Origin of the sequence: Pantoea sp. B550 (assembly GCF_024158165.1) — a bacterium.
GTDB lineage: Bacteria > Pseudomonadota > Gammaproteobacteria > Enterobacterales > Enterobacteriaceae > Pantoea > Pantoea alfalfae.
The window spans coordinates 262,898-275,392 of the sequence record NZ_JAMYXI010000001.1 but is presented as its reverse complement, the minus strand read 5'-3'; the positions used below and the strand labels follow the sequence as shown (position 1 = coordinate 275,392).

Below are 12,495 nucleotides of genomic sequence, written 5' to 3'. Positions count from 1 at the left end.
ATTCTCTGACAGTACAGCCTTAAGATGATCTGAAAAAGAGATACCCTGTTGAAAAAATGAAGAATAACTTTCAATGTCGCTTTTGCAAAATTAAGGTTTTCTGGGAAGGAGAAATAAATGAGGTGGCTTTCTTTAATCAGGCCTGTCTTGATTTTGTCGGGGAGTGCAGGCTCTCCATCCTGTAATCTTATACTTAATAAATGTGATCAGATTGCTTCAGATATTGCTGCATCATGGGTAGGGATATCGCAGGATGAACTGCTGATTGCATGGGGTACGCCGCAATATAGCCTGAATCGGAGTGCCGGATGTAGCACACTGACTTACCTGTATAACAGGCCTGTAAATGAATATGGTTTAACAACGCGCAATCATATGCCGGATTATGAAACCTGTGCTCATGTTTTTTTTGTCGAGCAGGGCATACTAACAAAATGGCTTTCGACAGGTGGTCTTTCTAACAAAAGGCAGAAAATTGAACTGCAGTAATACAGCAAGTATATGAATCAGCGATTCATTTTATACTTTGCAAATCTGTCGATGTATTACTGAAAAATTTCGTCTTTAATTAAGGGGCCGCTCAACGATTTTAACATTGAGCCGTCACAAAGCTGCGCGGCGCCATAGAAAAATGCATGTAGAGATGTGGAGTATTAAAGATACTAAGAAGCTTTTTATTTTATTAGATTCAGCCTGAGCAATATTAAATCCTCTGGTTAAAGGGGTGTTATGTTGAAAAGTAACTGAAGCTATGAAAATAAAATATCTTAATTTATAAATAATGATTTAAGGGAAATCATATGCGGTGCATTTATTTAATTATTCCTTTATTAATACTGACTGGATGTGCAGGCTCTCCACTCGGCAACCTGATTTTTAATAAGCGTTATCAGACCAGTTCAGATATCGCTGCATCATGGGTAGGGTCGTCGGCAGATGAACTGGTAATGGCGTGGGGACCGCCTCAAAACAGCCAGGCTCTGAGTAACGGAAGCAGCATACTGGATTACCAGTATAACTGGATTGTAAATGGATACGATTCAAGTATGTGGAACTATATTCCTGAATATGCAAACTGTGATAAGCGATTTCTGGTTGAGCAAGGGATAATAACAAGATGGTATTCATCAGGTGGCTGCCCAAAAAGACCTGAAGGGGCAAAATTGATTGATGGAAGTATACCGGTACCAAAACCAACTCTTTAGTAAGTCTTGCTCTTATCTGGATTTAATATGGAGAAAGCTTACATAATCCGGCAATTACTGGGAGAACATCAGTTAAAACGGGCTTTTCAGTATAAGAAAAAACTTTGACAAAACTTCGGTGGTAATTTGTCATAAAAATTCAATCAACTCAGGAAATATCATAAGGTCAATATTATGAAGATTTATGCGGCAGCAATTTCATTTATGCTACTTGTTTCAGGATGCAGCTCCTTCAGCGGTGAGGATAAGTTTACCCGGAGTTATGTTTCAGCTCACATCACGCCTAATAAAACGACAGAATCTGAGGTTAAGGCTCTCTATGGCACACCAGACAGACAGACATCACATTCAGACGGTAGTTACGTATGGTCGTTTAATAAGGATGGTAACATGAGTTCGCTTTCAAAAGCGCTTTCATACATTCCCGGAACCTCAGCACTAAGCGGCGCCATGACTAGTGCCACTATAGCACAGAACACCAAGGATGATATAACTTCTGTTTCTGATAAAGTAACCGGAAATTCAGAGCATCGTAGCGACTCTTTGACAATTTACTTTACCAAAAACAAAGTTGTTTCTGACTGGATTATGTAATTAAATTATGAGCTAATTGAGAAAATAAAAATCATTCCTGACTCATTATTTTTATTTTTTTTATCTCAGTCGCTCGTATCCGCCCGCTCTTCCGCCTGGCATCTTACCGTTAGCTGGCGGGAGCGAAAATAGTAAAGTTAACTTTGGCTGGCGATGTAGGGATTCGGTATGGATGGTATGCGTCATGACTGGGAATAAAATATTCTGCATAACTTCTGGGTTCAGGATTATAAATTCACCTGTCATAAGTTTTTTTCTAACAGCGCACATTAATAGAATGGTTTTCGCTAGGTGGCAATCCTGAATATAAGGGAAATGAAATAAAGGCACCTGGTAGGGCATTAATCAAGAATTTATTACCACTATGTAATATATGGTGCTGTTTCTTGAGTGAATTTACCTTTAAGAAGGCCTTAAAAAATGTGTGAACGGATTAATAAAATAGCTGTTACTATTTCAGCTGCCTGGCTGCTAGCAGGATGCTCTACCCTGGCTCCGGAGCGGACGGCAGCAGCAAATCTTATGGGAAAAAACATCAATGAAGCCTACAGGGTTTTCGGTAATCCATTGTTTGTTAGTACAGAAACAAGTGTCAGTACGGAAAGTAAATTTTACGGACATAATTTTTATCAGTTTTATTTTAAGGGACTTGAATACGATCAGGAAAAGTTCAACGGTTCTTATATGGATACGTCACAAGGCCGTCCGATTCTGGTTAATCAGTTCGAAACACAACATGTGCAGGAGTCATGTAGAGTTGGATTCTGGGCTGATCCCAAAACGAACATAATCGATTACTACGAAGTCAAAGGTAACTGTGGATTAGGAGGCTGGGGATTCGGTACAACCGGCATATTACATTATTGGGGAATAAACTGACCTGAATACCTGCTAGACTTCAAATAAAAACCATTACTTAAAAGGAATACTTATATCAATAATCTTGACCATTTAACGATGAGCTAAATATGTTGCTGGTAGACCATTGGTAATTAGCAAATAAAATTTAACATGAATAATCTGGAGTTAAAATCATGAAAAAAATTATCTGTATTTCAGCTATTTCTTTTCTTTTAAGTGCGTGTACTACGATGTCTCCTGATCTCGCAATCCCGATACTACAGGCTGATACTTCCAAAATGTTAGGCCTGGGGTCTTCCGATGAGATAACTGTGACTAATGTTTCCATGTCTAAGCCTGACGCGCTCGGGTCTCAGGTGATATCGTATCGCGCAACTACTGATAAGGGGCGTATTTTAGACTGTGAAGCCCACGTGATTCCTGGCCTTCCGTTACAGGAACCAACCGTAAGCACGCCGACGTGTAAACCGGTTAAGACCTATAACAAATAAAATCACTACTTTATAAAGTTTTCAGTAAACGCCCGGGGCGTTCATAGTCAAGGACACGCAGTGGATTAGCCGCAAGTAAACAGCATGCTGTATGCCATTGTATTTTACCCTGTACAGGTATTCTGCACGGGTGCCCCGCGCTTTTACGATCAAATATTCTCTTCATCAGGGACCTGCCCGGAAGAACACTATGAACAGACATGAAGTTACATCTGCGCTTTTCAGAAGCGCGGGATACGACGCGACTACAGGCGTGCTGGAGCTGGAGTACCGGAACGGCGCTTGCAGGCGCTAGCTTGCCGTACCGGCAAAGGTTTACCAGGCGTTCTGTGCGGCCGCAGACAGTGACACTTTTTTCAGAATCCGTATTGATGGTCGCTACTTATCTGATGCGCGGTGATAGCAGCTTTGACGACGCCTGCCTCGTCAAACGCTCCGTGCTGGCCATCGGCTGCCGGTACTTAATTAGGTAATGTCCGCTTCTGGCACAGCGCGGACATGCGCGCGGGACAAAGTCCGCTATGAGCCAGAAGCGGACATCGACTTATGCAGCAGTCAGTTCTGTGCCAGTAGCGCATTTACCGGCGATAAGTATGCGTACAAAATCAGCAGCAATGAAAGTCCGGTATCAATAAGTGGGGGCTAAAATCTCCCAGTACCGGACAACATGCCTCGTCCCGGAAAACCATATTACCTCATGCCATGAACGCGGTTGCGACCGCTGCTTTTCGCCTCATAAAGTGCTCTGTCAGCCTGCTGCTTCAGACGCTCAGCCTGATCCGCCTGGCCGTCAGAAATCAGAGCGCAGTAACCGGCGCTGAGGGTAACGACCCCTTCCGGAAGCCCGGAGCTTTCATGAACTATTCCGGCACTCATAACGGCCGCTACCGCCCGCCGTGCCACTTTTTCTGCATCGGCTTTACCGGTGAAAGGCAGAATAATGGCAAACTCCTCGCCGCCGTAGCGTGCCACCACGTCGCCACTGCGGTGAGTGAGCCCCTTCAGAATGACGCCCACCTTTTGCAGGCACGCATCCCCTCCCACGTGTCCGTACGTGTCGTTGTAACGCTTGAAGAAATCAATATCAAACATAATCAGGGATACAGGTTCGCCTGACGTGTACGAGCGCTGCAGGGCCTTTTCCAGCATAGCGTCAAACTGACGGCGATTCGCCAGCCCGGTCAGTCCGTCAATCAGCGCCAGAGTCTGCAGCGTGTGGTTGATGGTGGTAAGTTCATCCCTAACCTGCGTCAGTTCAATCTGGTTTCTGACGTTAGCCTTTACCTGTCTGAGCACAAACATACCCATGCCGGTAATCATCATAAGCAACACCAGGTTCAGCACAACGTCGGCAGCATTGGCAGAAAGCCACGCTGTCCTGATTGCATCACGGTCATATCCCGCTGTGACTATCAGGGGATACTGTTCAAGACGAGCGTAGCCATATACCCGCTCGACGCCATCCAGAGCTGAACGCCACGTTGCGCTGCCGCTGGCAGACGTTTTCAGGACCGTTGTAAACAGTGGGCTGGATGAAAGACTGCGGTTAATGGCCGTGTCCGGAAAAGGCCGGATATACAACACAGAAGTGTCAGCCAGTATCAGCGCCAGGACGTCGCGTTCACCCAGCGTATAGTAGCTGTAGAACTGCCGGAAGTAGTCAACCTTTACCGTAGCCAGCGCGATGCCGGCGAAGCGACCTACCTCATCATTCAGGCGCACCGATACGGGAATGACCAGGTCGCCCGTCGAGCGGCTGCGGATAACACGCCCCACGTGCACGCCGGTCCCGGTGTGTGTGCGGTGCCAGGCAAAATACTCTCTGTCAGCATTGTTCCCTTTTGCAGGCGTGTAATTACCCGATGTGGCAATCCACTTACCCTGCGCGTCATAAATAAACAGGCCGTGCAGCTGACGCAGCCTCTCCTGCTTCTCTTTAAGCTGCGAGGCAAAGGCGGGTGTTGCCGCATAGTTAAGCCCGTTAAGGGTGAGCTGCCTGACCGCGTCAGCCAGCGTAATATCCACCTGAAGGAAGGCGTCTTCCGCCTGTTTTGCCAGCGAAACCGACAGGTTGCGGGCATCGTCCTCGCGTAACTTCTGATTGTGCTGCCAGGAGTTCCACAGCGTCCATATATTAACACCCACGACGGCAAGCACGGTCAGCAGCAGGAAAAAGGCCATGGTCCGGCCCAGCGAATTGCGTACATAAGGTGGCACGGAGCTGCCGGTTTTGTTATCCAAGGTATTCATATCCTCATCCAGTCTGAAACTGAAACATAATTTATGAATAAGCTTATCACATGAAGGGCATATCCCCGGAGGGTAATGCTGAACGGCCGGGATAAACCGGGCGTGACCCGATGCCATCTCTTCCTCCACACCGGTGCGGTCAGGGGCAGTGAGATTCATTTATTTCGTTAATGCATGCGCGGTGAGGTCATCCAACTCCGCTTCTGGCGCGGCCGGACATCAGCACGATGAGGTTGAAGCCCCCGGCACTGAGGGTTGAGGCTTTCATGTGGGATTTCGGGTGAGGCGGATTTATATTTTCATACAGACACTCACCTATTGGTTAAATTCACATCCTGAAAATCACCTTTTCAGTCATGAAAAAATAGGGAAGATAATGAGAGGAGTACTGTTTTTCCACTCCCGGAAAGGAAGTATTACATGATGCTACGGGGTATCTTAAAACCATCCTGAGACAAATTGAAAAAACAAAGCGCATATTACTTCAGATGAGATGGCTGGCATGAACGAGGGTGCCGACGCGGAACAATACTGAAACAGCTGACACCATTACGCGTGCATTTCAGTGACTGCGTGATAGCACCATTCACAGTAAAGTCCGCTTCAGTTGTCTGAAATTTATTGAGCAGCAGATGAAGTGAATTAATTAAAACCGATCTGGCGAACGCCGGAAGCCGATCAGGATGATCCCGTTGCCTCTTTGAGGCCCATCAGAATTACCCTACAGCCGCGCAGTACACCAGGACTGAGAAGGTCAATACACATCTCCCTTTGAGTAATCAGAGAGAACATGCCCCTGTCGGGATACCTCTGCAGAGACCGCACGCAGGGCACTGCCCTGTCATCCGGAAAAAAGGGATATGAAAAGACGATCAATGCCAGGTCAGATCATCGTAATTGTCGGTTGAGTTCATGGTGAATTCTCCCATGCAACTTCTCTGTAGTGCATCGCGCCTTTTGATTTCGTCGCTGACATCATTGATTGCCCGTTTCAGGGCATTAATCCTGTAAGTATCGCTCTCTGTTTTGAGAAAACTGTTCAGCTTGTTCAGTATGCCCGGCCATGAGACGCGTGTGTTGTCATTAAGTATGGCAAGGGTCGCCTCCCCGATGAACACATCACGCAACAATTGCATATCCTGTTCTGTCATTACCGCAACTGGTCTCCTGTCTCACAACACCGAAAAGACGGCAGCGTAGTAAAACTCATTTACTGAACAAAAGCTCTATCAGCGCATGCAACTGCTGCTCTTCTGCATCAGATGAAGCCTTATCAAGACGTACAATCAGCCTTAAGCAGATAGCTTTGCGGTTCAGTATCTGACCTGAGCGGAGAATCTCAGCAACAACTGCACCGAGAATTTCCTGCTGCGAAGGTAATTTTGCGCGGCTGAAATAGTCAGCGATATCGCTGTTGAAACCTGTGCTGTTCAGCTTGAGTTGCATGACTGACCCCACTGTATGATTCGAAAATGACCTTTTTTGCGCAAATTATACAAAAAACATGGCTTTGTACAGATATTTCCGTTTCGCTTATAACAGCTACTGACAAGGACAGAGGCCGGGAGAGTATCCATCCGGCAGGAGTATTGCTACAGCCTGACTGGAGTCTTATCTTGCCCGGGGCGGGTCCCATACCGGCTTTGTATAGGCTGGCGACAGCATGTCTCTCTTCATCGACCGGGATTTCTGGATCCCCTGCCCTGCAAATAACAGGCTGGCCTTGCCGCTCTGGTTAAGTCCGTCAACCACCCGCATCAGAACCTCATTGTTAGCCTGTGGACAGTATTCATCAAACAGACTGAGCTGAGCCACGTCCTGGCTATAGAAGTCGCCCAGCATTACGCCCGCATTCATATAACGATGCCCGTCTACCTATATCCGTTAAAGCGCATCTATGGCGACCTGGATAATATCGCGGGTGTCGTTCGACGGGGTCAGCAGTTTGCCGGTTGCCTGATTACCGTAAGACACCCCACCGTCAGCATGCCGGCTGGTCGGCACAAAAACGGTTATCTGCCTGCAGTACTGCCTTTCTTTTCTCAGCTCTTCGGCGGTATGCTCAGCAAATGCGCATACCGCCTGCCGCATATCCATGTACTCAGGGATACGTGAACCGAATGAGCGTGAGCAGACAACCTGCTGTCTTGTGGGTGCAAATTCCTCAAGCGCCAGACATGACTCGCCGCGCAGCTCCCTGAGCGGGTAAACCAGCGCAGCATATAAAAAGTCGGCTGATGCCGGCTTTTTCACACTGTTATGCCCGCAGCCTGGTAAAAATCAGAGGCTGATACGGTTCCCGTGCTCATCAATAACTGTTTCACCCTGCTCTTTGGTAAATGCGCCCTTCTGCGGGTCCGGCAGGATGTCCAGAACCTCTTCGGAGGGACGGCACAGCTTCGTTCCGAGCGGCGTCACCACCACCGGGCGATTAATGAGGATCGGATGAGCCAGCATGGCATCGAGCAATTCTTCATTGCTGAAGCGGTCTTCTGCCAGGCAGAGCTGTTCGTAAGGTTCGGTATTTTTGCGCAGCAGGGCACGCACGCCGATGCCCATGTCCGCAATCAGCTTCTTCAGCTCATCGCGCGACGGTGGCGATTTCAGATACAAAATAACCGTGGGTTCGGCGCCGCTGTTACGGATAAGCGCGAGGGTGTTACGGGATGTCCCGCAGGCCGGGTTGTGGTAAATGGTAATGTCAGTCATAAGTGGTACTCCGTTATGGCGCTGCATAGTCACAGCACCGTTGCCAGTGTTAAACAGACAGGCGCAGAGCAAGCGCCGACAGCGTCACAAACAGTACCGGCAGGGTCATCACAATGCCCACGCGGAAGTAGTAACCCCAGCTGACGGTAATGTTTTTCTGTGCCAGGACGTGCAGCCACAGCAGGGTAGCGAGGCTGCCGATAGGGGTGATTTTCGGGCCGAGGTCGCAGCCGATGATGTTGGCGTAAATCATCGCCTCCTTCACCATGCCCTGCGCGGTGCTGCCGTCAATCGAAAGCGCCCCAACCAGCACGGCAGGCATGTTGTTCATCACCGAGGAAAGCGCCGCCGTCAGAAAGCCGGTGCCGAGCGTTGCGCCCCAGACACCATGCTCTGCAAACCGGTTCAGCGCGGCGGAAAGGTAATCAGTCAGCCCGGCATTGCGTAGTCCGTATACCACCAGATACATGCCCAGCGAAAAGATAACGATCTGCCAGGGCGCACCTTTCAGTATCTTTCCGGTATCAATCACATGGCCTTTACGGGCTACCAGCCAGAGAATAAAAGCCGCCACCGCTGCCACCAGGCTGATCGGCACGCCGAGTGGTTCGAGGGCAAAGAAGCCGACCAGCAGCAGAATGAGAACAATCCAGCCGGTTTTAAAGGTGCGCGCATCGCGAATAGCCTCACGCGGTGATTTAAGCTTCGCAAGGTCGTAAGTGGCGGGGATATCCCTGCGGAAAAACAGGTGCAGCATGACCAGCGTGGCGGCAACTGAGGCTATATTCACCGGCACCATCACCGAGGCATATTCGCTGAAACCCAGCTTAAAGAAGTCCGCCGTGACGATGTTGACCAGGTTCGATACGATGAGCGGCAGGCTGGAGGTATCGGCGATAAAGCCCGCCGCCATCACAAATGCCAGCGTGGCACCGGGGCTGAAGCCCAGCGCCAGCAGCATAGCGATAACGATCGGCGTCAGAATGAGCGCCGCCCCGTCATTGGCGAACAGGGCCGCCACCGCCGCCCCCAGCAGAACGATATACGTGAAAAGCAGCCTGCCTTTACCGCCTCCCCAGCGGGAGACGTGCAGCGCGGCCCATTCAAAAAAGCCTGACTCATCGAGCAGCAGACTGATGATTATGACCGCAATAAACGTGGCCGTGGCGTTCCAGACAATCTGCCAGACCACAGGGATGTCTCCGATGTGTACTACGCCGGTCAGCAGTGCCAGCGCAGCGCCGATAACGGCACTCCAGCCGATACTGAGTCCTTTTGGCTGCCAGATAACCAGTATCAGGGTCAGGACGAAAATCGCACCCGCCAGAAACATATCTTCTCCTTTTTGAATAAAATGGCCCATTGATCCGTGCTGCTTATAACATATTCGAAAATTCGGATATGTTTCGATAAAATTTTTACATGCAGACCGGCTTGCCGTTAGTTGTCGCATTATTGCGTTCAGCCTGCTGGCTGAGTTGCATAATGTCATCCCGCTGGCAAAGGTAAGCCTGTTCAATCACTGCTGCTGCCCAGGCTGGCATGTGCGGAGACAAACGGTAATAGATCCATTTTCCATCCCGCCGGTCGATAAGCAGTCCGCCTGCTCTGAGAAGAGCCAGATGTCGTGAGATTTTAGGCTGCGTTTGTTTCAGGATGTCTGAGAGTTCGCAGACGCAGAGCTCACCTTTTTCGCGCAGCAGAAGCACAAGGCTGAGCCGCGTGTCATCTGAAAGGTTTTTAAAAAGCTGCAGGGGGTTTACTGACAACATGGTCACTCCTGATGGTTACTGACTGAGTCTCCCAGAGAAGCTCTGTATGTTAATAATATATTCAATAAACCATATTTGTATATCCATTTCCTGATTACAAAGGCCTGCAGAATAACCGGCTGTCAGAGTGCCGCCGCCCCCCATTCTGCAAACGGCATTTTCGTCCTCTGCGTTGACCCTGTTAACAATTGGTGTAGAGTAAAAAACGCTTTTTGCCGTGCGTCAGCTGCACGGCTGGCATTCATGACCGGTACTGAACAGCTCTTCAGACGGTCTTTCTGGTTACTCGCGCTGCTCTGTCAGCCGTGAAGGAGTGATAAACACCGCCATGCGTCTTACGCCACCCTGAGTTTCATCCCCTCTCCGTCGCACTGAATAAACTTCGGCGCGCACTCAAAAACATCCCGTCTGCGGATGTGCTTTTTCGTCTGTAAATTTTTTGCCCTCACGGGCTAACCGCAATCAAAAACTGAGAAATGACTATGTTGCTGTCCTCGACACATAAGGACTGGCTGGGTAATGTCCGTGGTGACGTTCTTGCCGGTATTGTGGTCGCGCTCGCGCTTATACCTGAAGCGATCGCCTTTTCCATTATTGCCGGTGTGGATCCGCAGGTCGGACTCTACTCTGCATTCTGTATTCCCCTGGTTATGGCCTTCCTCGGTGGCCGTCCGGCGATGATTTCGTCGGCTACTGGCGCTATGGCCCTGCTGATGGTCACGCTTGTAAAAGATCACGGCCTGCAGTATCTGCTGGCCGCATCGGCGCTCACCGGCGTCCTGCAACTGGCGGCCGGTTACCTGAAGTTGGGTAGCCTGATGCGCTATGTTTCGCGCTCGGTAGTTACCGGCTTCGTTAACGCGCTGGCCATTCTGATTTTCATGGCGCAACTGCCGGAACTCACCGATGTGACCTGGCACGTATATGCCCTGACCGCAGCGGGCCTGGCCATTATCTATCTGTTCCCGTATATCAACAAAACCATCCCCTCACCGCTGGTCTGTATTATCGTGCTGACGGCCATTTCCATGTGGCTCCACCTGGACGTGCGCACCGTCGGCGACATGGGCAAACTGCCTGACAGCCTGCCGGTTTTTCTGATCCCCGATGTTCCACTGAACCTGGACACACTGATGATCATCCTGCCGTACTCTGCGGGCCTGGCCGTGGTGGGACTGCTGGAATCGATGATGACCGCCACCATTGTCGATGACATGACCGACACGCCCAGCGATAAAAACCGCGAGTGCAAGGCGCAGGGTGCGGCCAATATCTGTACCTCATTTATTAGTGGCATGGCGGGATGCGCGATGATCGGTCAGTCGGTGATTAACGTGAAGTCGGGCGGACGCGGGCGTCTTTCAACGCTCACTGCAGGCGTGGTGCTGCTGCTGATGGTGGTATTCCTGCGCGACTGGGTATCCCGGATACCGATGGCAGCTCTGGTGGCCGTGATGATCATGGTCTCCATCGGCACCTTCTCCTGGCGATCCATTACCCATCTGCGCAGCTATCCCCTTTCAACCAGCGTGGTAATGCTGGCAACGGTCGTGGTGGTGGTGGCGACAGATAACCTTGCTTTTGGCGTGCTGACCGGCGTGCTGATAGCCTCGCTGAACTTCGCCACCAAGGTGGCACGCTTTATGGTGGTGAACTCCAGGCTGAACAATGGGACCCGTACCTACATCGTCACCGGGCAGGTATTTTTTGCCTCAGCCGATCGCTTTATGAGCCACTTTGACTTTCGCGAGGCGGCTGAACACGTGGTGATTGACGTCACACACGCGCACTTCTGGGACATCACATCGATAAGCGCGCTCGACAAAGTGGTGATTAAGTTCCGCCGCGAAGGCACAGAAGTGGATATCCGCGGCATGAATGAGGCAACACGCACCCTCGTTGACCGCTTCGGTGTACACGATAAGCCCGAAGAAGTGGACAAGCTGATGGGCGGCCACTAACCGAGTGCCCTGGATGAAATTCTCGCGAAACCGGGCTGAACACGGCTAATGGTGCTGGGTCGCCGTGGTGCGCATAACCCGGTGGGCAGCCACCTTGAGAGCATCATTCGCCTGCAGAAACGGCCGGTGATGGTTGTGCCGGAGACGTTTACGCCGCCCGCACGAGTGATGTTTGCATACGACGGCAGCAAGGAGAGTCGCAGGAACCTGACGCGCCTCACGGTCAGCCCTCTGCTGAACGATCTTGCCTGCCATATTGTGATGGTAAACGGCGAAATGTCCGCCATGCAGGCCGCACAGGCGATTTTGCAGGAGGCGGCCCCCACCACTGAGGCCCATTTACATAACGATGAATCCGTTACCCGGATATGCCTGATTATGGATGGATCACATACGGGGAGCGGGTCAGTTTACATAACAACCTTTAACCCATACATTTAGTGTGGCTAATCCAATTCCCAAATAGGTCGTAGTTAGAGGATGAGGCAGAATCGAAAATCGCCGCTCAGGCTCAGGAGCAGGGTGCGCAGTACAAAATTACGGAAGCGAACACCCATAACCGTGTTCACATGACCCCAGAACTGTATAAATAACGGATGGTCGCAAATGGATTTGCCAGAAGAGGCTGCCCAATGGGCAGCCTTTTTTATGC

11 protein-coding genes and 3 pseudogenes are annotated in these 12,495 nt (G+C 50.1%); 7 read left to right on the top strand and 7 right to left on the bottom strand.

What is annotated here, in order from left to right; translation table 11 throughout:
- Positions 1-117: 117 nt before the first annotated feature.
- The 4 genes from NIM72_RS01280 (at position 118) to NIM72_RS01265 (ending at position 2,678) form a co-directional block, all read left to right on the top strand.
- On the top strand, positions 118-489 hold the full coding sequence (locus NIM72_RS01280; protein WP_253418025.1) for a hypothetical protein: 372 nt from the start codon (positions 118-120) through the stop codon (positions 487-489).
- Positions 490-800: 311 nt separating this feature from the next.
- Positions 801-1,205 carry a hypothetical protein gene (locus NIM72_RS01275; protein ID WP_253418023.1) on the top strand — a complete coding sequence of 135 codons (405 nt, stop codon included), beginning with the start codon at positions 801-803 and terminating at the stop codon, positions 1,203-1,205.
- A gap of 174 nt (positions 1,206-1,379) precedes the next feature.
- Positions 1,380-1,799 (top strand): hypothetical protein, encoded by a 420-nt coding sequence (locus tag NIM72_RS01270; protein ID WP_253418021.1) that lies wholly within the window; start codon positions 1,380-1,382, stop codon positions 1,797-1,799.
- 420 nt (positions 1,800-2,219) lie between these two features.
- Complete coding sequence (locus NIM72_RS01265; RefSeq protein WP_253418019.1) at positions 2,220-2,678, top strand: hypothetical protein; 459 nt, start codon at positions 2,220-2,222, stop codon at positions 2,676-2,678.
- Between the two features lie 1,163 nt (positions 2,679-3,841).
- Here the strand turns inward: NIM72_RS01265 and NIM72_RS01260 are convergent.
- From NIM72_RS01260 to NIM72_RS01230, 7 genes and pseudogenes are all read right to left on the bottom strand, one after another.
- The gene (locus NIM72_RS01260) at positions 3,842-5,401 is read right to left on the bottom strand and encodes a sensor domain-containing diguanylate cyclase (RefSeq protein WP_161735752.1); all 1,560 of its coding nucleotides are present in this window, start codon (positions 5,399-5,401) and stop codon (positions 3,842-3,844) included.
- A gap of 872 nt (positions 5,402-6,273) precedes the next feature.
- Complete coding sequence (locus NIM72_RS01255; protein WP_253418017.1) at positions 6,274-6,552, bottom strand: hypothetical protein; 279 nt, start codon at positions 6,550-6,552, stop codon at positions 6,274-6,276.
- Positions 6,553-6,607: 55 nt separating this feature from the next.
- Complete coding sequence (gene ycgZ, locus NIM72_RS01250) at positions 6,608-6,847, bottom strand: regulatory protein YcgZ (RefSeq protein ID WP_253418014.1); 240 nt, start codon at positions 6,845-6,847, stop codon at positions 6,608-6,610.
- A 165-nt stretch (positions 6,848-7,012) separates the two neighbouring features.
- Positions 7,013-7,603 (bottom strand): annotated as a pseudogene (locus NIM72_RS01245) (DUF4113 domain-containing protein); the annotation flags it as partial.
- 78 nt (positions 7,604-7,681) lie between these two features.
- Positions 7,682-8,110 (bottom strand): glutaredoxin-dependent arsenate reductase, encoded by a 429-nt coding sequence (gene arsC, locus NIM72_RS01240; protein WP_253418012.1) that lies wholly within the window; start codon positions 8,108-8,110, stop codon positions 7,682-7,684.
- 49 nt (positions 8,111-8,159) lie between these two features.
- On the bottom strand, positions 8,160-9,443 hold the full coding sequence (locus NIM72_RS01235) for an arsenical efflux pump membrane protein ArsB (RefSeq protein WP_253418010.1): 1,284 nt from the start codon (positions 9,441-9,443) through the stop codon (positions 8,160-8,162).
- Between the two features lie 85 nt (positions 9,444-9,528).
- On the bottom strand, positions 9,529-9,882 hold the full coding sequence (locus NIM72_RS01230) for a metalloregulator ArsR/SmtB family transcription factor (protein WP_161735738.1): 354 nt from the start codon (positions 9,880-9,882) through the stop codon (positions 9,529-9,531).
- 482 nt (positions 9,883-10,364) lie between these two features.
- On the opposite strand from NIM72_RS01230, the gene NIM72_RS01225 reads away from it, so the two are divergent.
- From NIM72_RS01225 to NIM72_RS01215, 3 genes and pseudogenes are all read left to right on the top strand, one after another.
- Positions 10,365-11,843 (top strand): SulP family inorganic anion transporter, encoded by a 1,479-nt coding sequence (locus tag NIM72_RS01225; protein ID WP_253418343.1) that lies wholly within the window; start codon positions 10,365-10,367, stop codon positions 11,841-11,843.
- Positions 11,844-11,849: 6 nt separating this feature from the next.
- Positions 11,850-12,203, top strand: a pseudogene (locus NIM72_RS01220) (universal stress protein); the annotation flags it as partial.
- A 119-nt stretch (positions 12,204-12,322) separates the two neighbouring features.
- Positions 12,323-12,436 (top strand): annotated as a pseudogene (locus NIM72_RS01215) (YdgH/BhsA/McbA-like domain containing protein); the annotation flags it as partial.
- Between the last annotated feature and the right edge of the window lie 59 nt (positions 12,437-12,495).

Coding starts and splice junctions, on each gene's coding strand:
- arsC (WP_253418012.1), bottom strand. CDS start 8,110: ATGACTGACATTACCATTTACCACAACCCGGCCTGCGGGACATCCCGT.
- NIM72_RS01275 (WP_253418023.1), top strand. CDS start 801: ATGCGGTGCATTTATTTAATTATTCCTTTATTAATACTGACTGGATGT.
- NIM72_RS01255 (WP_253418017.1), bottom strand. CDS start 6,552: ATGACAGAACAGGATATGCAATTGTTGCGTGATGTGTTCATCGGGGAG.
- NIM72_RS01270 (WP_253418021.1), top strand. CDS start 1,380: ATGAAGATTTATGCGGCAGCAATTTCATTTATGCTACTTGTTTCAGGA.
- NIM72_RS01230 (WP_161735738.1), bottom strand. CDS start 9,882: ATGTTGTCAGTAAACCCCCTGCAGCTTTTTAAAAACCTTTCAGATGAC.
- NIM72_RS01265 (WP_253418019.1), top strand. CDS start 2,220: ATGTGTGAACGGATTAATAAAATAGCTGTTACTATTTCAGCTGCCTGG.
- NIM72_RS01280 (WP_253418025.1), top strand. CDS start 118: ATGAGGTGGCTTTCTTTAATCAGGCCTGTCTTGATTTTGTCGGGGAGT.
- NIM72_RS01260 (WP_161735752.1), bottom strand. CDS start 5,401: ATGAATACCTTGGATAACAAAACCGGCAGCTCCGTGCCACCTTATGTA.
- NIM72_RS01235 (WP_253418010.1), bottom strand. CDS start 9,443: ATGTTTCTGGCGGGTGCGATTTTCGTCCTGACCCTGATACTGGTTATC.
- NIM72_RS01225 (WP_253418343.1), top strand. CDS start 10,365: ATGTTGCTGTCCTCGACACATAAGGACTGGCTGGGTAATGTCCGTGGT.
- ycgZ (WP_253418014.1), bottom strand. CDS start 6,847: ATGCAACTCAAGCTGAACAGCACAGGTTTCAACAGCGATATCGCTGAC.